Annotated in this window: 34 protein-coding genes; all 34 read right to left on the bottom strand. The window is 35.4% G+C overall.

The features are described 5' to 3' along the window. Positions 1 to 80: 80 nt before the first annotated feature. The 34 genes from B5X55_RS00305 to rpsG all read right to left on the bottom strand — a co-directional run bounded on the left by B5X55_RS00305 (position 81) and on the right by rpsG (position 21,083). Complete coding sequence (locus B5X55_RS00305) at positions 81 to 1,616, bottom strand: glycogen synthase (RefSeq protein WP_079510408.1); 1,536 nt, start codon at positions 1,614 to 1,616, stop codon at positions 81 to 83. A 120-nt stretch (positions 1,617 to 1,736) separates the two neighbouring features. Continuing rightward, positions 1,737 to 3,029 carry a phosphopyruvate hydratase gene (eno, locus tag B5X55_RS00300; protein WP_079510407.1) on the bottom strand — a complete coding sequence of 431 codons (1,293 nt, stop codon included), beginning with the start codon at positions 3,027 to 3,029 and terminating at the stop codon, positions 1,737 to 1,739. Positions 3,030 to 3,132: 103 nt separating this feature from the next. After that, positions 3,133 to 4,260, bottom strand: a complete 1,128-nt coding sequence (gene carA, locus B5X55_RS00295) for a glutamine-hydrolyzing carbamoyl-phosphate synthase small subunit (protein WP_079510406.1) — start codon at positions 4,258 to 4,260, stop codon at positions 3,133 to 3,135. Positions 4,261 to 4,353: 93 nt separating this feature from the next. Next, on the bottom strand, positions 4,354 to 4,917 hold the full coding sequence (rplQ, locus tag B5X55_RS00290; RefSeq protein WP_079510405.1) for a 50S ribosomal protein L17: 564 nt from the start codon (positions 4,915 to 4,917) through the stop codon (positions 4,354 to 4,356). 59 nt (positions 4,918 to 4,976) lie between these two features. Continuing rightward, on the bottom strand, positions 4,977 to 5,969 hold the full coding sequence (locus B5X55_RS00285) for a DNA-directed RNA polymerase subunit alpha (protein WP_079510404.1): 993 nt from the start codon (positions 5,967 to 5,969) through the stop codon (positions 4,977 to 4,979). Between the two features lie 17 nt (positions 5,970 to 5,986). Next, positions 5,987 to 6,592, bottom strand: a complete 606-nt coding sequence (gene rpsD / locus B5X55_RS00280; RefSeq protein WP_079510403.1) for a 30S ribosomal protein S4 — start codon at positions 6,590 to 6,592, stop codon at positions 5,987 to 5,989. Between the two features lie 89 nt (positions 6,593 to 6,681). Then, the gene (rpsK, locus tag B5X55_RS00275; protein WP_036152169.1) at positions 6,682 to 7,074 is read right to left on the bottom strand and encodes a 30S ribosomal protein S11; all 393 of its coding nucleotides are present in this window, start codon (positions 7,072 to 7,074) and stop codon (positions 6,682 to 6,684) included. Positions 7,075 to 7,083: 9 nt separating this feature from the next. Continuing rightward, positions 7,084 to 7,458: a 30S ribosomal protein S13 gene (rpsM, locus tag B5X55_RS00270; RefSeq protein WP_079510402.1), complete on the bottom strand. Its 375-nt coding sequence runs from the start codon at positions 7,456 to 7,458 to the stop codon at positions 7,084 to 7,086. A 2-nt stretch (positions 7,459 to 7,460) separates the two neighbouring features. Continuing rightward, positions 7,461 to 7,577, bottom strand: a complete 117-nt coding sequence (gene ykgO, locus B5X55_RS00265; RefSeq protein ID WP_013305171.1) for a type B 50S ribosomal protein L36 — start codon at positions 7,575 to 7,577, stop codon at positions 7,461 to 7,463. Positions 7,578 to 7,585: 8 nt separating this feature from the next. Further along, complete coding sequence (gene infA, locus B5X55_RS00260) at positions 7,586 to 7,801, bottom strand: translation initiation factor IF-1 (RefSeq protein WP_013305172.1); 216 nt, start codon at positions 7,799 to 7,801, stop codon at positions 7,586 to 7,588. Between the two features lie 3 nt (positions 7,802 to 7,804). Further along, positions 7,805 to 9,148 carry a preprotein translocase subunit SecY gene (gene secY, locus B5X55_RS00255; protein WP_073242618.1) on the bottom strand — a complete coding sequence of 448 codons (1,344 nt, stop codon included), beginning with the start codon at positions 9,146 to 9,148 and terminating at the stop codon, positions 7,805 to 7,807. Positions 9,149 to 9,162: 14 nt separating this feature from the next. Beyond that, entirely contained in the window at positions 9,163 to 9,615 is a 453-nt protein-coding gene (gene rplO / locus B5X55_RS00250) for a 50S ribosomal protein L15 (protein WP_079510401.1), read from the bottom strand. A gap of 12 nt (positions 9,616 to 9,627) precedes the next feature. Then, entirely contained in the window at positions 9,628 to 9,807 is a 180-nt protein-coding gene (gene rpmD / locus B5X55_RS00245; RefSeq protein ID WP_079510400.1) for a 50S ribosomal protein L30, read from the bottom strand. Positions 9,808 to 9,817: 10 nt separating this feature from the next. Continuing rightward, a complete protein-coding gene (rpsE, locus tag B5X55_RS00240) occupies positions 9,818 to 10,342 on the bottom strand; it encodes a 30S ribosomal protein S5 (RefSeq protein ID WP_058103817.1) in 525 nt (174 codons plus the stop codon). Positions 10,343 to 10,351: 9 nt separating this feature from the next. Continuing rightward, complete coding sequence (rplR, locus tag B5X55_RS00235) at positions 10,352 to 10,708, bottom strand: 50S ribosomal protein L18 (protein ID WP_079510399.1); 357 nt, start codon at positions 10,706 to 10,708, stop codon at positions 10,352 to 10,354. A gap of 12 nt (positions 10,709 to 10,720) precedes the next feature. Then, positions 10,721 to 11,263: a 50S ribosomal protein L6 gene (gene rplF, locus B5X55_RS00230; protein ID WP_079510398.1), complete on the bottom strand. Its 543-nt coding sequence runs from the start codon at positions 11,261 to 11,263 to the stop codon at positions 10,721 to 10,723. A 19-nt stretch (positions 11,264 to 11,282) separates the two neighbouring features. Next, positions 11,283 to 11,681 (bottom strand): 30S ribosomal protein S8, encoded by a 399-nt coding sequence (gene rpsH / locus B5X55_RS00225; RefSeq protein ID WP_079510397.1) that lies wholly within the window; start codon positions 11,679 to 11,681, stop codon positions 11,283 to 11,285. A gap of 67 nt (positions 11,682 to 11,748) precedes the next feature. Next, positions 11,749 to 12,018, bottom strand: coding sequence for a 30S ribosomal protein S14 (gene rpsN, locus B5X55_RS00220; protein WP_079510396.1), 270 nt, complete (start codon positions 12,016 to 12,018; stop codon positions 11,749 to 11,751). 1 nt (position 12,019) lies between these two features. Beyond that, on the bottom strand, positions 12,020 to 12,571 hold the full coding sequence (rplE, locus tag B5X55_RS00215; RefSeq protein ID WP_079510395.1) for a 50S ribosomal protein L5: 552 nt from the start codon (positions 12,569 to 12,571) through the stop codon (positions 12,020 to 12,022). Between the two features lie 2 nt (positions 12,572 to 12,573). Beyond that, positions 12,574 to 12,888, bottom strand: a complete 315-nt coding sequence (rplX, locus tag B5X55_RS00210) for a 50S ribosomal protein L24 (protein WP_079510394.1) — start codon at positions 12,886 to 12,888, stop codon at positions 12,574 to 12,576. 13 nt (positions 12,889 to 12,901) lie between these two features. Next, entirely contained in the window at positions 12,902 to 13,270 is a 369-nt protein-coding gene (gene rplN, locus B5X55_RS00205) for a 50S ribosomal protein L14 (protein ID WP_027064819.1), read from the bottom strand. A gap of 3 nt (positions 13,271 to 13,273) precedes the next feature. Next, entirely contained in the window at positions 13,274 to 13,531 is a 258-nt protein-coding gene (gene rpsQ, locus B5X55_RS00200) for a 30S ribosomal protein S17 (RefSeq protein WP_079510393.1), read from the bottom strand. 13 nt (positions 13,532 to 13,544) lie between these two features. Further along, positions 13,545 to 13,736, bottom strand: a complete 192-nt coding sequence (rpmC, locus tag B5X55_RS00195; protein WP_079510392.1) for a 50S ribosomal protein L29 — start codon at positions 13,734 to 13,736, stop codon at positions 13,545 to 13,547. Positions 13,737 to 13,748: 12 nt separating this feature from the next. After that, on the bottom strand, positions 13,749 to 14,177 hold the full coding sequence (rplP, locus tag B5X55_RS00190; RefSeq protein WP_079510391.1) for a 50S ribosomal protein L16: 429 nt from the start codon (positions 14,175 to 14,177) through the stop codon (positions 13,749 to 13,751). Between the two features lie 20 nt (positions 14,178 to 14,197). Next, the gene (gene rpsC, locus B5X55_RS00185; RefSeq protein WP_079510390.1) at positions 14,198 to 14,917 is read right to left on the bottom strand and encodes a 30S ribosomal protein S3; all 720 of its coding nucleotides are present in this window, start codon (positions 14,915 to 14,917) and stop codon (positions 14,198 to 14,200) included. 1 nt (position 14,918) lies between these two features. Further along, a complete protein-coding gene (gene rplV, locus B5X55_RS00180) occupies positions 14,919 to 15,326 on the bottom strand; it encodes a 50S ribosomal protein L22 (RefSeq protein ID WP_079510389.1) in 408 nt (135 codons plus the stop codon). A 3-nt stretch (positions 15,327 to 15,329) separates the two neighbouring features. After that, positions 15,330 to 15,608: a 30S ribosomal protein S19 gene (rpsS, locus tag B5X55_RS00175; protein ID WP_068483643.1), complete on the bottom strand. Its 279-nt coding sequence runs from the start codon at positions 15,606 to 15,608 to the stop codon at positions 15,330 to 15,332. A gap of 14 nt (positions 15,609 to 15,622) precedes the next feature. After that, positions 15,623 to 16,447: a 50S ribosomal protein L2 gene (rplB, locus tag B5X55_RS00170; protein WP_079510388.1), complete on the bottom strand. Its 825-nt coding sequence runs from the start codon at positions 16,445 to 16,447 to the stop codon at positions 15,623 to 15,625. 9 nt (positions 16,448 to 16,456) lie between these two features. Further along, on the bottom strand, positions 16,457 to 16,747 hold the full coding sequence (gene rplW / locus B5X55_RS00165) for a 50S ribosomal protein L23 (protein WP_079510387.1): 291 nt from the start codon (positions 16,745 to 16,747) through the stop codon (positions 16,457 to 16,459). A gap of 4 nt (positions 16,748 to 16,751) precedes the next feature. Continuing rightward, positions 16,752 to 17,384, bottom strand: coding sequence for a 50S ribosomal protein L4 (rplD, locus tag B5X55_RS00160; RefSeq protein WP_079510386.1), 633 nt, complete (start codon positions 17,382 to 17,384; stop codon positions 16,752 to 16,754). Then, positions 17,384 to 18,007 carry a 50S ribosomal protein L3 gene (gene rplC, locus B5X55_RS00155; RefSeq protein ID WP_079510385.1) on the bottom strand — a complete coding sequence of 208 codons (624 nt, stop codon included), beginning with the start codon at positions 18,005 to 18,007 and terminating at the stop codon, positions 17,384 to 17,386. Before rplC ends, rplD begins: the two co-directional genes overlap by 1 nt. 145 nt (positions 18,008 to 18,152) lie before the next feature. Beyond that, complete coding sequence (gene rpsJ, locus B5X55_RS00150; RefSeq protein ID WP_007094989.1) at positions 18,153 to 18,458, bottom strand: 30S ribosomal protein S10; 306 nt, start codon at positions 18,456 to 18,458, stop codon at positions 18,153 to 18,155. Positions 18,459 to 18,467: 9 nt separating this feature from the next. Continuing rightward, positions 18,468 to 20,600, bottom strand: a complete 2,133-nt coding sequence (gene fusA, locus B5X55_RS00145) for an elongation factor G (RefSeq protein ID WP_079510384.1) — start codon at positions 20,598 to 20,600, stop codon at positions 18,468 to 18,470. A gap of 6 nt (positions 20,601 to 20,606) precedes the next feature. Beyond that, positions 20,607 to 21,083 carry a 30S ribosomal protein S7 gene (rpsG, locus tag B5X55_RS00140; protein WP_079510383.1) on the bottom strand — a complete coding sequence of 159 codons (477 nt, stop codon included), beginning with the start codon at positions 21,081 to 21,083 and terminating at the stop codon, positions 20,607 to 20,609. Between the last annotated feature and the right edge of the window lie 19 nt (positions 21,084 to 21,102).

Raw genomic sequence — 21,102 nt, 5'->3', positions numbered from 1 at the left:
TTAGCAAAACAGGTTCGTTTTAACAATTACAACATTCTGTTTGGGCTAAAATTAACAATAACTTCTATCAACTACATAACTTACAACAGATATAATGATTTATAGTATTCATCCAAAGATTTATCCCAAGTAAAACGAGCCTTTTTAGCATTCGCCTGAATTTTTTTCCAAGTGGGTTTATCCTTTTCCCAAATGGTCAAAGCTTCATCAAAACTCGTTACCATATTTTTAATTTGCTCGTCGTAAGTTTCACCTGCAAATGCAAAACCAGTTTTCATATGCTCTACAGTATCTTTAAGCCCCCCTGTATGATGAACCAAACATGGATTTCCATTTCTCATAGCCAACATTTGACTAATACCACAAGGCTCAAATAAACTTGGCATAAAATACAAATCGGTCTCCAAATACATTGAATCTATCAAGTCTTCAGATTGCCCATTAGTGAACACAAAATTCTTATGCTTGTAACTCATTTCACGAAAAAATTCTTCGTAATCAGGATCACCTGTTCCTAACAACATAAAAATACCTTCAATTTCATTTAAACGAGCAAGCATTTTCTCAAAAGCTTCGGGAGAGCGCTTTAAAAAATAAAATTTTTGTTCGGTTAAACGAGCTACGCTAGAAACTATAAATTTTGGCCTATTACCCACATACTGCATGATTTTCTCACCAGTATGGGCTAAAAAATCGGCTTTATATTTTTTTGATGTGTCTTGTAGCCATCTAAATAGGGCCTTTACCGTATTGCGATATAACAATCCCTTTTCTGCTACTCGTATATTACCATAATTACTCGCATTTAGGATACCAAAAAGCCTGCCTTCATTATCAGCCTTCTGCAAATCAATTTCTAAGCTTTCGCCACCTATAAACTCTGGCCTTCTACTTGGCAAAAGAACATCTTCTTTATATGAAGGTGATACGGTATGAACAGCATCTGCCAATCTTATACCTACTGCCATTAGATTTATACAATCTTGATAACGATAATCCATTAATGCCTTATGGTCTAGTTGTATTTCAGGAAACCAATTATTAACAGAAGCATGATTATTATAAAAAGGCCGTATACCCTGAATTGCTAAATTATGGATACTATATACGTATCTCATTTTTTTCAAATCTTTGTACTCTGGATGATACTTTTTTATAAACAGCAGAGCAGCGGCATGCCAATCATGCATATGTATGATATCTAAATCTCCAAACGCACCAATTTTTATAGCCTCCGCAGTAGCCGCACAAAAAATTATAAATTTGATAAAATCATTATAAAAAGGCTCGGTTGGATCATCGTGATATATATGTGCTATTCCACCTTCAAGAATTTCGGGATGATGAATAACATAATGAGTTATATTCGGATCGACCTTCTTTGGTATTACCTCATATAATTCTGCAGTATATGGCATACCTCTAAGACTAAACTCTAGTTTGGTCTTAAAAATTCCATTTTTATGCAATCTTGAATATGCAGGTACAACTACATGAGATTTATCACCTCTTTTCGAAATCTCTCTTGGTACATCTCTAACTACATCACCCATTCCACCAGCCTTACAATCTGGAATGGCATCATTCTCAGCTGAAACAAAAAGAAAATTATTCATACGCTAACAAAGGGAGGTTATTATTGGATTATTCTCAAAAGGTAGTTAAAGTTTTGGATTACGCCAAAAAAAAAAGCCTTTCCAAAAAGAAAGGCTTAAATCAATTAAATTTTAAGAAAACTACCCTATTTTAAAGGCTTTTTCCTGAGGATAGTAAGCTGTACTTCCTAATTCCTCTTCAATACGAAGTAGTTGATTATATTTTGCCATACGATCTGATCTTGAGGCAGAACCTGTCTTAATCTGACCAGTATTTAAAGCTACCGCTAAATCTGCAATAGTATTATCCTCTGTTTCTCCTGAACGGTGAGACATAACACAAGTATACCCAGCATTTTTAGCCATATTCACTGCCGCAATAGTTTCAGTCAAGGTTCCAATTTGATTTACTTTAATCAAAATTGAATTAGCAATACCTTTTTCTATACCTGTAGCTAAACGCTCAACATTTGTAACAAACAAATCATCACCTACCAATTGAACTTTATCGCCAATTTTATCTGTTAATGATTTCCATCCGTCCCAATCATTTTCATCCATACCGTCCTCAATAGAGATGATAGGATATTTAGCACTTAAATCAGCCAAATATTGAGCTTGTTCTTCAGATGTTCTAATCACACCTTTATCTCCTTCAAACTTAGTGTAATCATATTTTCCATTTACATAGAACTCGGCCGCAGCACAATCTAATGCAATCATTACATCATCACCCAAAGAATACCCAGCATTTTTTACTGCTATAGCTATTGTCTCCAAAGCATCTTCGGTACCACCAGCTAAATTAGGAGCAAAACCACCTTCATCACCTACAGCCGTACTAAGACCGCGGTCATGTAATACCTTTTTTAAATGGTGAAAAATCTCTGTACCCATCTGCATTGCATGAGAAAAGCTTTTAGCTTTAACAGGCATTACCATAAACTCTTGAAAAGCAATAGGCGCGTCTGAGTGAGAACCACCATTAATTATGTTCATCATAGGTACTGGAAGTGTATTAGCACTAACACCACCAACATATCTAAAAAGAGAAAGTCCTAATTCATTTGCAGCAGCCTTTGCAGCAGCTAAAGAAACCCCAAGAATTGCATTTGCACCTAATTTAGATTTATTTGGAGTACCGTCTAAATCAATCATAGTTTGATCTAAAAGATTTTGGTCAAACACATTCATTCCTAAAATCTCTTCAGCTATAATATTATTAACATTATTAACAGCTTTACTTACACCTTTGCCCATGAAAGCCTTTCCTCCATCACGAAGTTCAACAGCTTCATGTTCACCAGTAGAAGCTCCAGAAGGAACCGCTGCTCTTCCCATAATTCCATTTTCAGTAACTACATCTACTTCAACTGTTGGATTTCCCCTTGAATCTAGTATTTGCCTTGCGTGAACATTTAATATGATACTCATTTATATTGTTTTTATTGGTTGTTAAATTAGGCAGTAAAGATACAAAACCATGGTTTCTCCATGTTTGTTTAGCACTTACATTTCCCAATTAATTACTATTTATTTAAACTATTTCGTTACGTTTAGCACTTTTCTCAATTAATTTGAAAAAATCATCGAAAAGATAATCTGCATCATGCGGCCCTGGACTGGCTTCTGGGTGATATTGAACAGAAAATACATCTTTATTCTTCATTCGAATTCCCGCAACTGTTTTGTCATTTAGATGAACATGAGTAATTTCTAAATTGTCATTAGCCTCAGTTTCTTCCCTATTAATAGCAAAACCGTGATTTTGAGAGGTTATTTCTCCCTTACCAGTTAATAGGTTTAATATAGGATGATTAATTCCTCTATGCCCATTATGCATTTTATAAGTTGACACACCATTCGCTAAAGCCAATACTTGATGACCTAAACAGATACCGAATAAAGGTTTATCTGTTTGAATCATTTTCTTTACAGCAGCAATCGCGTCAACCAAAGGTTCTGGATCCCCAGGTCCATTAGATATAAAGAACGCATCAGCATTCCACGATGACATGTCTTCAAAACTACTATTGTAAGGAAACACTTTCACGTAAGCACCTCTTTTTACTAGATTTCGTAAAATATTCTTCTTGATACCAATATCTAAGGCTGCAATTTTATAGGTAGCATTTTCATCGCCAACAAAATAAGCTTCTTTCGTAGAAACTTTAGAAGCCAACTCAAGACCTTCCATACTAGGCACATCACTTAATTGTTTCTTTAAAGCATCTATATTATCGACATCAGTAGAAATTACAGCATTCATTGCACCGTTATCTCTTATATAACTAACTAATGCCCTAGTATCAACATCAGAAATAGCAAAAAGATTATTCTCATTTAAAAAATTCTGTAAACTATCATCAGCTAAAGGTCTAGAATATTCGTAACTAAAATTTCTGCAAACTAAACCTGAAATTTTAATTGAATCAGACTCTACCTCTTCTTTATTTACTCCATAATTACCAATATGCGCATTAGTAGTCACCATAATTTGTCCAAAATAAGAAGGATCCGTAAATATTTCTTGATAACCAGTCATACCTGTATTAAAACAAACTTCACCAAAAGCAGTTCCTTCTTTGTCTCCTACAGATTTACCATGAAAAATTGTACCATCAGCTAGTAATATTAAAGCTCTTCTCTTTGCTTGATATTTCATTTTAGTCTAAAAATTTATTCGTTCACAAAAAAACATAAAAAAAGGATAAGCTAGAAAGCTTATCCTTTTTGATTATAATTATTTATTGACAATTTATTCCTTAGAATCATCTGCCTTTACATCATTATCAGTTTGAGCTTCAGTTTCAGGTTTCGATTCCTTAACAACTTTAGCTTCCTTCACCTCTTTCTCTGCAGAAACAGATTCAGCCTCACTACCACCTGATCTTCTACTACGTCTAGTTGATTTTTTCTTCGGCTTACCAGCATTGTATAATTCGTTGAAATCAACCAATTCAATCATTGCCATATCAGCGTTATCACCTAAACGATTACCTAATTTGATAATTCTAGTATAACCACCTGGTCTATCAGCAACTTTTTCAGATACTACACTGAATAATTCAGTTACCGCATATTTATCACGTAGGTTCTTAAAAACTATACGTCTATTGTGCGTTCCTTTATCAGCACTTACATTATTTTCAGCTTTTGATTTAGTAATCAATGGCTCAATAAATTGCTTTAAAGCTTTTGCTTTAGCAACAGTAGTGTTAATTCTTTTGTGCTCAATTAAAGAACAAGCCATGTTAGCTAGCATTGCCTTTCTATGCGCAGTCTTTCTACCTAAATGATTAATTTTTTTACCGTGTCTCATTTTACAATTTTATCATCTTGCTACCAAACTCGATAGAACGAGGAGCAAAATATGATTATTTAATCTTTATCTAATTTATATTTTGACAAATCCATTCCGAAACTTAATCCCTTGTTAATTACAAGTTCTTCAAGTTCAGTTAATGATTTTTTACCGAAGTTTCTAAACTTCATTAAGTCATTCTTATTAAAAGAAACTAAATCACCCAAAGTATCAACTTCAGCTGCTTTTAAACAGTTAAGAGCACGAACAGAAAGGTCCATATCTACTAATTTAGTTTTTAGTAATTGTCTCATATGTAAAGACTCCTCATCGTATGTCTCTGTCTGAGCTATTTCATCTGCTTCTAAGGTAATACGCTCATCAGAGAAAAGCATAAAATGATGAATTAATACTTTAGCTGCTTCAGTTAAAGCATCTTTAGGATGAATAGAACCATCTGAAGAAATTTCAAAAATCAATTTTTCGTAATCAGTTTTTTGCTCTACACGAAAGTTTTCAATACTATATTTCACATTCTTAATAGGTGTGAAAATAGAATCAATAGCTATCGTACCTAACGGAGTACCTGATTTCTTATTTTCTTCTGCAGGTACATAACCTCTACCCTTTTCAATAGTAATCTCCATATTGATACTAACTTTAGCATCCATATTGCATATTACTAAATCAGGATTTAAAACTTGGTAACCAGAAATGAATTTCTGAAAATCACCAGCAGTTAATTGATCTTTACCACTTACAGAAATAGAAACAACTTCTGCTTCAGAGTCTTCAATTTGCTTCTTGAAACGAACTTGTTTCAAGTTCAAGATAATCTCTGTTACATCTTCTACAACGCCAGAAATCACAGAAAATTCGTGCTCTACCTTATCTATCCTAACGGACGTAATAGCATGCCCTTCTAATGAAGAAAGCAATACACGTCTTAATGCATTCCCAACAGTTAATCCATAACCAGGTTCCAAAGGGCGAAATTCGAACTTCCCTTCAAAATCAGAGGAATCGATCATTATTACTTTATCGGGTTTCTGAAAATTAAATAATGCCATAATTGGATCGGTGTTGTTTATTTAGAGTATAACTCCACGATTAATTGTTCTTTGATATTTTCAGGAATCTGTAATCTTTCAGGAAAAGAAACATAAGTTCCTTCCTTCTTTTCACTATTCCAAGAAATCCATTCATATACAGCACTACTTGCTGTTAATGAATCTTGTATACTTTGAAGTGATTTTGATTTTTCTCTAACTCCAACAACATCACCAGCTTTTAATGAATAAGAAGGGATGTTCACCAACTCGCCATTTACCGTTATGTGTCTATGAGATACTAATTGTCTAGCTCCACTTCTTGTAGGAGAAATACCCATTCTATAAACAACGTTATCTAAACGAGATTCACAAAGCTGAAGTAAGATTTCACCTGCAACACCTTCTTTTCTTTTCGCAGTTGCGAATAAGTTTCTGAATTGCTTTTCTAAAATACCATAAGTATATTTAGCCTTTTGCTTCTCCATTAATTGAACAGAGTATTCAGATTTTTTACCTCTTCTTCTGTTGTTTCCGTGTTGTCCTGGAGGGTAATTTTTCTTTTCGAATGACTTATCGTCTCCGAATATTGCTTCGCCAAATTTACGAGCAATCTTTGATTTTGGTCCTGTATATCTTGCCATTTTCTTTAAATTTGAAAGTGAGATTATGAATTAAGGCTTATCCTTCGATAATCGTAACTACACTTTCGGTGAAATATATTAGTAATTAATTAAACTCTTCTTCTTTTAGGAGGCCTACAACCGTTATGAGGCATAGGAGTAACATCAATTATTTCTGTTACTTCAATACCCGCATTATGTAAAGATCTTATTGCAGATTCTCTACCATTCCCAGGTCCTTTTACATATACCTTAACTTTTCTTAAACCTGCTTCATGTGCAACTTTAGAACAGTCTTCTGCGGCTACTTGAGCAGCATAAGGTGTATTCTTCTTAGATCCTCTAAAACCTAACTTACCAGCAGATGACCAAGAAATCACATCTCCTTTTTTGTTTGTCAAAGAAATAATGATGTTGTTGAAAGAAGCACTAATGTGAGCTTCGCCAACTGAGTCAACTATAACTTTACGTTTCTTGGTAACTTTAGTATTTGCCTTTGCCATACCTAATTATTATTTAGTTGCTTTCTTCTTGTTAGCAACTGTTTTACGCTTTCCTTTTCTAGTTCTAGAGTTGTTTTTAGTACGTTGACCTCTTAAAGGCAAACCTGATCTATGACGAATACCTCTATAACAGCCAATATCCATTAAACGTTTAATGTTCAACTGAGTTTCAGAACGTAATTCACCTTCGATTACGAAAGTTGAAACAGCCTCTCTGATACGTCCTATTTCATCATCATTCCAATCAGAAACCTTAGTATCTTCACTAACTTGGGCTTTGCTCAAAATTTCTTGTGACCTACTTCTGCCAATTCCAAAAATATAGGTTAAGGCGATCACGCCTCTCTTTTGTTTTGGTATATCAATACCTGCGATTCTTGCCATAATTACCCTTGTCTTTGTTTAAATCTAGGATTCTTTTTGTTGATTACGTACAACCTGCCTTTTCTGCGAACAATCTTGCAGTCGGCGCTTCTCTTCTTAACTGATGCTCTTACTTTCATCTTGTATCTTAGTATCTATATGTAATTCTTGCTTTCGTAAGGTCATACGGACTCATTTCCAATTTAACCTTATCACCAGGTAATAACTTAATATAGTGCATACGCATCTTACCTGAAATATGCGCTGTTACTACATGACCATTCTCCAATTCTACCCGAAACATTGCATTTGACAATGCTTCTATGATAGATCCATCTTGTTCTATTGCTGCCTGCTTAGCCATAAATTATGCTACTTTTCTATTTTTACCGGTTTTCATCAAACCATCATAATGTCTATTCAACAAATATGAATTTACTTGTTGTACCGTATCGATGGCGACACCTACCATAATTAATAGTGATGTTCCACCATAAAATAATGCCCAACCTGCTTGAACATCCATCAACTTAACTACAATCGCTGGTAAAATAGCCAGCAAAGCTAAGAAAATTGATCCAGGTAACGTTATTAAAGACATAATCTTATCTAAATAATCTCCAGTTTCTTTCCCAGGACGTATTCCTGGTATAAAACCACCACTTCTTTTTAAGTCATCTGCCATTTTATTGGTAGGAACCGTGATTGCAGTATAAAAGTAAGTAAAGATTATAATTAGTATCGCAAATAATAAATTATAAGCCCAACCGAATATATCACTAAACTGTACTTGCATCCACTGTCCAAAAGCAGTATCATCAAAAGCCCCACCTATCATACCCGGAACAAACATAATTGCTTGAGCAAATATTATTGGCATAACTCCCGAAGCATTTAACTTTAAAGGAATATACTGTCTAGAACCCATTATGTTCTTTTCATATCCACCAGAAGCCGTACGTCGAGCGTACTGTACAGGAATTTGCCTAGTAGCCATTACTAAAAGAATACAAGCTAATATTACCAAGAACCAAACAATGACCTCAATTAATATGAACATTAACCCTCCATTATTATCAGTTGTTCTAGAAATAAATTCTTGAACAAAAGATTGTGGCATTGTAGCAATAATACCTATCATAATTAATAAAGAAATACCGTTACCAATACCTTTATCAGTTATTTTTTCTCCTAACCACATTGCGAATACGGTACCTGTCACCAATATAATAACAGCAGGAACCATAAAGTCCAATCCTTTACCTAGTAAAAATGCACTATCTCTAACACCAAAAGCTTCTAAACCGTACAAATAAGCAGGGGCTTGAACGATACAAATACCAATGGTTAACCATCTAGTAATTTGATTTATTGTCTTACGTCCACTTTCACCTTCTTTTTGTAGCTTTTGAAGATATGGTATTGCAATACCCATCAACTGCACAACAATAGATGCAGATATATATGGCATAATACCCAAAGCAAAAACAGAAGCATTAGCAAACGCTCCTCCTGTAAATGCATTTAAAAGACCAAAAATTCCTTGATCAGTACTATCTGTCAATCCACCCAATTGCGTCGAATCAATACCTGGTAGTACGATTTGACAACCAAAACGATAAACTAACAAAAGACCCAATGTAATAAGAATTCTATTTCTTAGCTCTTCTATCTTCCAAATATTGGATATTGTATCAATAAAATTCTTCATGCTCTCGTTTATGCTTACAAACTTATTGCTTCACCACCTGCTGCCTCTATAGCTGCTTTGGCAGAAACTGTAAATTTATGTACTGAAATTTTTAGTGGAGACTTCAATTCACCATTTCCTAAAATTTTCACTAAATCATTTTTACCAACTAATCCGTTTTCAATTAAGATATCTAAAGAAACTTCATTGGTAATAATTTTATTATCAACAAGTTCTTGCAATTTTTCTAAATTGATACCTTGATAATCTTTACGACTAATGTTTGTAAAACCAAACTTAGGCACACGACGTTGCAAAGGCATTTGACCACCTTCGAAACCAATTTTCTTAGAATAACCAGATCTTGACTTTGCCCCTTTATGACCTCTTGCAGCTGTACCACCTTTACCAGAACCTTGACCTCTTCCCAGACGTTTTCCGTCTCTATTCACTGAACCCTCTGCAGGCTGTAGATTATGTAAACCCATTCTATTCTATCTTTAAGCCTCCTCTGTGGAAACTAAATGTTTAACTTTATTTATCATTCCAAGAATATTAGGTGTATCATCATGTTCAACAACCTGTCCTATTCTTTTTAAACCAAGTGCCTCTAAAGTCCTTTTCTGGTTTTGAGGTTTCTTAATTCCACTTTTTAATTGTTTTACTTTAATCTTTGCCATAATTCTACGCTTAGCCTTTAAATACTTTTTCTAAAGAAACACCTCTTTGTGTTGCAATTGTCTTCGCATCCCTAAGTTGCAATAAGGCATCAAAAGTAGCTTTAACAACATTATGTGGATTTGATGAACCTTGAGATTTAGAAAGTACATCATGTACTCCAACTGATTCCAATACCGATCTAACAGCACCACCAGCAATAACACCGGTACCATGAGATGCAGGTTGAATATAAACCCTTGCACCACCAAATTTACCTTTTTGCTCGTGTGGCAAAGTACCTTTATTCAAGGGAATACGAACTAAATTCTTTTTACCATCTTCAATAGCCTTAGCAATTGCAGTAGCAACCTCTTTAGACTTACCTAAACCATGACCTACAACGCCGTTTTCATCACCAACAACAACAATAGCAGAAAAACCAAATGCTCTACCACCTTTTGTTACCTTAGTTACACGTTGAATGCCAACTAATTTATCTTTTAAATCTAAACCGCCAGGTTTAACAGTTTCTACGTTTTTATATTTTTGGAACATACTAGTTTATTAGAATTTTAATCCTGCTTCTCTTGCACCATCTGCTAAAGATTTCACTCTTCCATGATACAAATTACCACCTCTATCAAAAGCAACTTTATCCAAACCTGCTTTTACAGATTTTTCAGCAATCGTTTTACCAACCAAAGCAGCAATCTCTGTTTTATTTCCCTTTACTTTTGCAATATCCTTATCTCTTGAAGAAGCAGATACTAAAGTAACTCCATTAACGTCATCTATTACTTGCGCGTATATTTCACTATTACTTCTGAAAACAGATAACCTAGGTCTAGCTGCAGTTCCAGAAGAAACCTTACGGATTCTACGTCGGATTCTAATTTTTCGTTGTGTCTTTGTTAATCCCATAATACACTTATATTAAGCTGATTTACCAGCTTTTCTTCTTAATATTTCACCTACAAACTTAATACCTTTTCCTTTGTAAGGTTCAGGTCTACGGAACGCTCTAATTTTTGCAGCAATCTGACCAACTAATTGTTTGTCATGAGACGTAAGCTTAATTACAGGATTCTTACCTTTTTCAGAAATAGTCTCAACTTTAACCTCAGAGGCTAAATTCAAAACAATATTATGAGAAAAACCTAAGGCTAAATCAAGTTTTTGACCTTGATTACTAGCTCTATAACCTACACCAACTAATTCCAATTCTTTAGTCCATCCTTTTGAAACACCTTCTACCATGTTTACAATAAGAGATCTGTATAAACCGTGTTTTGCTTTATGCTCTTTAGAATCAGATGGTCTTGTTACCCAAGCCTGCTCATCTTCAATTTTAATCGCCACACCAGAAAACTCTTGAGTCAACTCCCCTAACTTTCCTTTTACAGAAATGATATTATCATTGATTTCAACTGTAACTCCTTCAGGAATTGCGATTGGATTATTACCTATTCTAGACATCTTCTAAATCTTTAATCAATTAATAAACGTAGCACAAAACTTCACCACCAACATTTTCCAACTTTGCTTGCTTACTTGTCATAACACCATGAGATGTAGAAACAATCGCAATACCCAAACCATTCAATACACGTGGTAAATCTTCACTACCAGCATATTTTCTAAGACCAGGCTTACTTATACGCTGTATTTTTTTAATGACAGGCTCTTTAGTAAGTTTGTCATATTTCAAAGCTATCTTGATAGCTCCTTGAATCTTATTGTCCTCAAATTTATAACTTAAGATATATCCTTGATCGAATAATATTTTAGTTATTTCCTTTTTTAGATTAGACGCGGGAATTTCAACGACCCTGTGCCCAGCGCTACTTGCGTTTCTAACTCTCGTTAGGTAATCTGCTATAGTATCTGTTACCATTTATATATAATTCGGTGACGGTTTTTAACTTTAATGCTAAACCTGAAACCATTAATAATTCAATTTTTTACCAACTAGCTTTTCTAACACCAGGTATTAACCCCGCATTTGCCATTTCTCTAAAAGTAACCCTAGAGATACCAAAAGTTCTCATGTAACCTTTCGGCCTACCAGTTAATTTACATCTATTGTGTAATCTTACCGGTGAGGCATTTTTAGGCAATCTCTGTAAAGCTTCATAGTCTCCAGCTTCTTTCAAAGCCTTTCTCCTTTCAGCATAAATTGCTACAGTTCTTTCCCTTTTTCTCTCACGGGCTTTCATTGATTCCTTAGCCATACTAATTCTTTTTAAAAGGTAATCCTAATTCAGTTAATAAAGATTTTGCTTCCTTGTCAGTTTCTGCCGAGGTTACAAAAGTAATATCCATTCCGTTAATTCTATTGATTTTATCAATATTAACTTCAGGGAAGATAATTTGCTCTGTTACACCCAAATTATAATTTCCACGTCCATCAAAACCAGTAGCTTTAATACCTTGAAAATCACGCACACGAGGTAAAGCAGAAGTAACCAAACGATCTAAAAATTCGTACATACGTTCACCTCTAAGTGTAACTTTTGCACCGATTGGCATACCTTTTCTTAACTTAAAGGCAGCAACATCTTTTTTAGACAGTGTAGCAACCGCCTTTTGACCTGTAATCATTGTCATTTCATCTAATGCATGGTCAATAAGCTTTTTGTCAGCAACAGCAGCACCTACTCCTCTACTCATTACTATTTTCTCTAACTTAGGAACCTGCATTACATTACTGTAACCAAACTCTTCGCTAAGGGCAGCTACTATTCGCTCCTTATACTCTTTCTTTAATCTTGTAACGTATGCCATAACTAAATTACTTCATTGGATTTTTTGGAAACCCTAACTTTTTTACCATCCTTTACATCATAACCCACTCTAGTAACATCTCCAGATTTACCGTCGATTAGAGCTAAGTTAGAAATATGGATTAAAGCTTCTTTTTTTACAATACCACCTTGAGGATTTTTAGCACTTGGTTTCTCATGCTTAGATACCATATTGGCTCCCTCAACAATAGCTTTATTTTTCTCAAGATTCACACGCATAATCTTACCTTCAGTACCTTTATGGTCACCAGCGATAATTCTTACCGTATCTCCTGTTTTAATCTTTAACTTTTTCATCTTGTCAGTTATATTATAATACCTCTGGGGCCAATGATACAATCTTCATGAATTGCTTATCTCTAAGCTCTCTTGCAACAGGTCCAAAAACACGCGTACCTCTCATTTCTCCTGCAGGGTTCAACAATACACAAGCGTTATCGTCAAATCTGATATAAGACCCATCAGGTCTTCTTACCTCTTTTTTAGTGCGAACTACAACCGCAGTTGATACAGCTCCTTTTTTGATACCTCCGTTAGGAGTTGCTTCTTTAACAGTAACAACAATTTTGTCACCAATCGACGCATATCTTCTTTTAGTACCACCAAGAACACGGATAGTTAAAACTTCCTTTGCTCCTGTGTTATCCGCAACCTTTAATCTAGATTCTTGCTGTAACATAACTTATTTAGCTCTTTCTAAGATTTCTACTAATCTCCAACATTTGGTTTTACTCATAGGACGAGTCTCCATGATTTTTACTGTATCACCAATATTGCAGTCATTTTTTTCGTCATGTGCAACATATTTCTTTGTCTTCAAAACGAATTTACCGTACATAGGATGCTTTACTCTTTTCACTTCAGCAACAACAATAGATTTCTCCATTTTATCACTAGTGACTACTCCTACTCTCTCTTTTCTTAAGTTTCTTTTTTCCATAAAGCACAACCAATTATTGGTTTTCCCTATTAGTTAATTCAGTAGCTAATCTTGCCACTGTTCTCCTTACTTTTCTTATCTGAAGCGGATTTTCTAACGGAGTTACAAAATGTGCCATTTTCAAATCTCCATGTTGCTTCTTATACTCGGCCAATTTCTCCGTAAGTCCTTCTACAGACATTTCTTTAATCTCTTGTTTTTTCATTGTTACTTACGTTTAATTTGCTACCTCGTAATCTCGAGCTACAATAAATTTTGTTTTAACAGGAAGTTTTTGCGCCGCTAATCTTAAAGCTTCTTTTGCTACCTCCATTGGAACTCCAGCCACTTCGAACATAATTCTACCTGGCTTAACCACAGCAACAAAATATTCAGGTGCACCCTTACCTTTACCCATACGTACCTCTAAAGGCTTTTTGGTTATCGGCTTATCCGGAAATATTTTGATCCACAATTGACCTTCCCTCTTCATAAACCTTGTAGCAGCAATACGAGCAGCTTCAATTTGGCGTGAAGTCAAAAATGTAGCACCATCAACATTCTTTATACCGAACATACCATTTGAAAGTTGGTGTCCTCTTCCAGCTAGACCTTTCATACGGCCTTTCTGCATCTTACGGAACTTCGTTCTTTTCGGTTGTAACATTACTTTAGTTCTTTAAAAAATTACTTTCTACGACGTTGTTTTCTTCCACCTTCTTGCTTACCACCTTTAGAGGAATCACTTTTTTGCATTCCTACTAATGGAGATAAATCTCTTTTACCGTAAACCTCACCTTTCATAATCCAAACTTTAATACCAAGTTTACCATATGTAGTTTGAGCTTCCTGTAAGGCATAATCAATATCAGCCCTAAAGGTCGATAATGGAATTCTACCATCTTTATAAGATTCAGAACGAGCCATTTCAGCACCATTCAATCTTCCAGAAATTTGAATTTTAATACCTTCAGCATTCATACGCATTGCTGCTGCGATTGCCATTTTTATTGCTCTTCTAAAAGAAATTCTACTTTCTATCTGACGAGCAACACTTGCCGCTACTAGATTTGCATCTAATTCTGGTCTTTTTATTTCGAAAATATTGATTTGAACCTCCTTATTGGTGATTTTCTTCAATTCCTCTTTTAACTTGTCAACCTCTTGACCACCTTTACCGATAATAATACCAGGTCTAGCAGTAGTTACAGTAATAGTTATTAATTTAAGGGTACGTTCTATTATAACTCTAGAAACACTAGCTTTAGAAAGTCTGGCATGAATATACTTACGTATTTTATCATCCTCAGCCAATTTATCACCATAATCATTTCCACCATACCAGTTAGACTCCCAACCTCTAATGATTCCTAGACGATTTCCTATTGGATTTGTTTTCTGTCCCATTCTAGTTTTCTGTTATATTTTTAGACCCTAAAACCAATGTTACATGGTTTGAACGTTTTCTAATTCTATGCGCTCTACCTTGTGGAGCAGGACGCAATCTTTTCAACATTGCACCACCATCAACTCTAATTTCAGCTACCACTAAATCTGCATCTTCTAAATTTGCATCTTCATTTTTAGCTTGCCAGTTAGCCAAAGCAGATAATAATAACTTTTCCAATTTCCTTGAAGCCTCCTTAGGATTGAACCTCAATATTGCCAAAGCATTTTCTACCTTTACACCTCTAATCAAGTCAGCTACAAGGCGCATTTTTCTTGGTGAAGTAGGGCAGTTATTCAACTTAGCGAAAGCCACCATCTTCTTTTCAGCCTTTATTCTTTCGGCCATCTGTTTTTTACGAACTCCCATAGCTTACTTTTTTCCTTTGTTTTTTGCACCGACGTGACCTCTAAAAGATCTAGTTGGTGAAAATTCCCCAAGTTTATGTCCTACCATGTTTTCTGTTACAAAAACAGGTACAAATTGTTTTCCGTTATGAACCGCTATAGTCATCCCAACAAAATCAGGAGTTATCATAGAAGCTCTTGACCAAGTTTTGATTACCGACTTCTTACCGGATGAAACACTTTGTTGGATTTTTTTCTCCAAGCTATAGTGAACGTATGGTCCTTTTTTTAGTGAACGTGCCATTTCTTTCTACTTTTTTATTTCTTTCTACGTTCTATTATATACTTATTGGTGCTCTTGGTCTTAGAACGAGTTCTGAATCCTTTAGCAGGTATTCCGTTTCTCGATCTTGGATGACCTCCAGAAGCTCTACCTTCACCACCACCCATTGGGTGATCGACAGGGTTCATTGCTACCGGTCTAGTTCTTGGTCTTCTACCCAACCATCTACTTCTACCAGCCTTACCAGACACCAATAATTGATGATCCGAGTTAGACACGGCACCTATAGTAGCCATACAACCAGAAAGAATTAATCTTGTTTCACCAGATGGCATTTTAACAGTAACAAACTTACCGTCCTTAGCCATAAGTTGAGCAAACGTACCAGCACTTCTTGCCATTACAGCACCTTGACCTGGTCTTAACTCAATACATGATATTATTGTACCTAAAGGTATTTCATTTAACGGTAATGCATTTCCTATTTCAGGAGCTACAGAATTACCAGAAGAGATCTGTTGATCAACTTGTAGTCCGTTTTGAGCAATAACATATCGCTTCTCACCATCAGCATACTCTAAAAGAGCTATAAAAGCTGTTCTGTTTGGATCATACTCAATAGATTTTACAGAAGCCAGTACATCTTGCTTATCTCTCTTAAAATCTATTACACGATACCTTCTCTTATGACCTCCACCTTTTTGGCGAATTGTCATTTTTCCTTGACTGTTTCTACCTCCGGACTTTTTTAACGGAGCAAGCAAGCTCTTCTCCGGCTTATCAGCAGTAATGGCGTCAAATCCATTTACTACTCTAAAACGCTGTCCTGGAGTGATTGGTTTTAATTTTCTAACTGACATTTCTTGTCTTTATAGATTACTGTAAAAATCGATAATATCACCTTCTACAACATCAACAATTGCTTTTTTAATAGCATTTGTCTTACCATGTTGAACTCCAGTTTTTGTAAATCTGGATTTTCTAGTGGGTCCGTAATTCATAGTACGAACCTTCTTTACTGAAACACCATAAGTAGCTTCAATCGCATCTTTAATTTGCAATTTATTTGCCTTAGGGTTAACTACGAAACCATAACGGTTGTTCAACTCGCTATCAGCAGTCATTTTCTCCGTTATAATTGGCTTTATCAACACACTCATGATATTATTGTTTATTTAAATTCGATTCGATTCCTTCTAAAGAGCCTTCTAACAACACTACACTATTAGCATTAAGTATTTTGTAAGTACTTAATTCTGAGTTAGTTATAACTTCTGACCCTTTAAAATTACGCGAAGACAAATATACACCTTTATTTGAATCACCCAACACTATTAAAGATTTTTTGTTTTCAAGACCTAAAGTCTTTAAAACCTGAATAAAATCTTTTGTTTTTGGAGTGTCAAAATCAAAGTCTTCAACTACTAAAATTGCATTTTCTTTAGACTTTAAAGACAAGGCAGATTTTCTAGCCAAACGCTTTAAATTCTTATTCAATTTTTGAGTATAATCCTTAGGTCTAGGTCCAAAAATTCTACCACCACCTCTAAAGATTGGTGATTTAATACTACCAGCTCTTGCTGTACCAGTACCCTTTTGTTTCTTAATCTTCCTAGTACTTCCTGCAATTTCGGCTCTTTCCTTTGCCTTATGCGTTCCTTGTCTTTGGTGTGCTAAATATTGTTTAACATCCAAATAAACCGCGTGATCATTAGGCTCTATAGCGAAAACATCATCAGAAAGGTTTGCCTTTCTACCTGTGTCTTTTCCTTTAATATCTAAAACTGCTATTTTCATTACATCCACCTTTGTATAGTTACATAAGCATTCTTATGGCCCGGAACACAACCTTTTACTACTAAAAGATTCTTTTCTGGAACTACTTTTAAAACTTTTAGGTTTTGAACCGTAACACGATCCGTACCCATTCTACCAGCCATTTTCATACCTTTAAAAACTCTTGCAGGATATGACGCAGCACCAATAGAACCTGGAGCCCTAAGTCTGTTATGCTGACCATGAGTCGCTTGACCAACTCCAGCAAAACCGTGACGTTTTACAACACCTTGAAAACCTTTACCCTTAGATGTACCTATTACATCTACGAATTCACCTTCAACAAAAACGTCAACACCAACAGTGTCACCTAATTTAAAATCACCTTCAAAATCTTGGAACTCAACGACTTTTTTCTTAGGAGAAGCACCTGCTTTTTTAAAATGGCCTAATTCAGCCTTATTAGCACGACTTTCTGCCTTGTCATCGAAACCAAGTTGAAGGGCACTATACCCGTCGACCTCTTCGGTTCTGACTTGGGTAACTACACATGGACCAGCTTCTATTACGGTACATGGAATATTCTTTCCATTCTCGTCAAAAATACTAGTCATGCCTATTTTCTTTCCTATTAACCCAGACATACTTATTTATATTAATTATTACTTATTAAATTTTTTACAAAAAAATAGGGTCAAAATAATTTAACCCTAAATTATTTTTTCCATTTTTCCTTCGCACGCAGCTTAGGACATGTAGCCTAACCCAAAACTGGGATAGACGGCAAACTTACACTTTAATCTCCACTTCTACACCACTTGGAAGCTCTAACTTCATAAGTGCATCAATAGTTTTTGATGAAGAACTGTAAATATCCAATAATCTCTTATAAGAACTTAATTGGAACTGTTCTCTAGATTTCTTGTTCACGTGAGGTGAACGCAAAACGGTGAATATTTTTTTATGTGTTGGTAATGGAATAGGCCCTGTTACTACAGCACCAGTAGTCTTTACCGTTTTCACAATCTTCTCAGCAGACTTATCTACCAAATTATGATCGTAAGATTTTAGTTTTATTCTAATTTTCTGACTCATGTCCTAATTTTATGCTGTTATTCCTTTTGCTGCTTTGATTACTTCTTCCGATATATTAGAAGGAGTTTCTGCATAATGTGAAAACTCCATTGTTGAAGTTGCACGACCCGAAGATAAGGTTCTAAGCGATGTTACATATCCGAACATTTCAGATAAAGGAACAGTTCCCTTTACAACTTTAGCACCTGCTCTATCACTCATATCGCCTATAGTACCTCTTCTTCTGTTTAAATCTCCAACGATATCACCCATATTTTCCTCAGGGGTAATAACCTCTAACTTCATTATTGGCTCCATAATTACAGCACCAGCAGCTTTACCTGCAGCCTTGTAACCCATTTTTGCCGCCAATTCAAAAGAAATAGCATCAGAATCCACAGCATGGAAAGAACCATCCTTAAGAACAACTTTCATTGTATCCATTTCATAACCAGCCAAAGGTCCATTTTGCATTGCTGCATTAAATCCTTTTTCAATCGACGGTATAAATTCTTTAGGAATACGACCACCTTTAATTTGATCTACAAACTGAAGTCCTTCTCCTTCAAAATCTTCATCCGCAGGACCCATTTCAAATACAATATCACCAAATTTACCACGACCACCAGATTGCTTTTTATAAGTCTCTCTATGTGCTGCAGTTTTCGTTAATGCTTCTTTGTATTCTACTTGCGGCTCTCCTTGGTTTACTTCAACCTTGAATTCTCTTCTTAAACGATCTACAATAATATCTAAGTGCAACTCGCCCATTCCAGAAATAATAGTCTGACCTGAAGCTTCATCAGTTTTCACCTGAAAAGTTGGATCCTCTTCAGCCAATTTAGATAAAGCCATTCCTAACTTATCTACATCAGCTTTTGTTTTAGGCTCAACAGCAATACCAATAACTGGTTCAGGAAAATTCATACTTTCCAAAACAATTGGATGCTTTTCATCAGACATTGTATCACCAGTCTTAATATCTTTGAACCCTACTGCCGCTCCAATATCCCCTGCTTCGATATAATCGATAGCATTTTGCTTATTAGAGTGCATTTGATAAATACGTGAAATACGTTCTTTTTTTCCAGAACGGTTATTCAATATATATGAACCCGCATCTAAACGACCAGAATATGTTCTAAAGAAAGCTAACCTACCAACAAATGGATCAGTAGCGATTTTAAAAGCTAAGGCCGCAAACGGCTCCTTTACACTAGGCTTACGTCTTTCAACAGCACCTGTATCAGGGTTTATACCTTCAATAGCTTCCTTATCCATAGGAGATGGAAGATATCTACAAACAGCATCCAATAAAAACTGAACACCTTTATTTTTAAATGAAGAACCGCAAATCATTGGAATGATTGCACGATCCATAACAGCAGCCCTTAAAGCAGCATGAACTTCATCTTCAGATATAGAATCTTCATCTTCGAAGAATTTTTCCATCAATTGCTCATCATACTCAGCTACAGCTTCAATTAAGGCAGCTCTATACTCCTTAACTTCTGCTTTCATATCCTCAGGAATATCGATAACATCGAAAGTTGCACCGAAGCCCTCTTCATGCCATACAATAGCTCTGTTTTTTGCTAAATCTACTATACCTCTAAAATCAGATTCATCACCGATTGGAAGTACAATTGGAACTGCATTTGAACCTAACATTTCCTTAACTTGCTTACAAACCATAAGGAAATTAGAACCTTGACGGTCCATCTTGTTCACAAATCCAATTCTTGGAACTTTATAGTTATCAGCTAATCTCCAGTTAGTTTCAGATTGTGGTTCAACACCATCAACAGCACTAAACAAAAAGACTAAACCATCCAACACACGTAAAGAACGATTTACCTCAACAGTAAAATCAACGTGTCCTGGGGTATCAATAATGTTAAAATGATAATCCATTGCGTCAGCAGTTGGCTCACCATTCTCTTTAGGGAATTTCCATTCACAAGTAGTAGCAGCCGAAGTAATTGTAATACCCCTTTCCTGCTCCTGCTCCATCCAGTCCATAGTGGCAGCACCATCATGAACTTCTCCTATTTTATGACTAACTCCCGTATAAAAAAGGATACGTTCAGTAGTCGTGGTTTTACCAGCATCTATATGCGCTGCAATACCTATATTTCTTGTATATCTTAAATCTCTTGCCATTTCCGATTAAAATCTAAAGTGAGAGAATGCTTTGTTTGCTTCAGCCATTTTGTGTGTATCAGTTCTTTTCTTAACCGCTGCACCTTCTTCTTTAGCTGCTGCTAAAATCTCCCCTGCTAATTTTTGAGACATCCCTTTTTCATTACGCTTTCTAGCATAACTAATCAACCACTTCATAGCAGTAGATATTTTTCTGTCTGGTCTAATTTGCATCGGAATTTGAAACGTAGCTCCACCAACTCTTCTACTTCTTACTTCAACATGAGGCATTACATTACTCAATGCATCTTTCCACAACTCTAAAGCTGTTTTCTCATCATCAGTTTTCTTAGCGTCTACGATGTCTATTGCATCATAAAATACGCTAAACGCTACTGATTTTTTACCATCCCACATCATCATGTTAACGAAACGTGTCACCAACTGATCATGAAATCTTGGATCTGGTAAAAGTGGTCTTTTCTTTGCCTGTCTTTTTCTCATTACTTCCTTTTAAACAAGT

This window comes from Maribacter arcticus (assembly GCF_900167935.1).
GTDB classification, from domain to species: domain Bacteria; phylum Bacteroidota; class Bacteroidia; order Flavobacteriales; family Flavobacteriaceae; genus Maribacter; species Maribacter arcticus.
The sequence above is the reverse complement of the archived record's forward strand: the minus strand, read 5'-3'. Positions and strand labels throughout refer to the sequence as shown.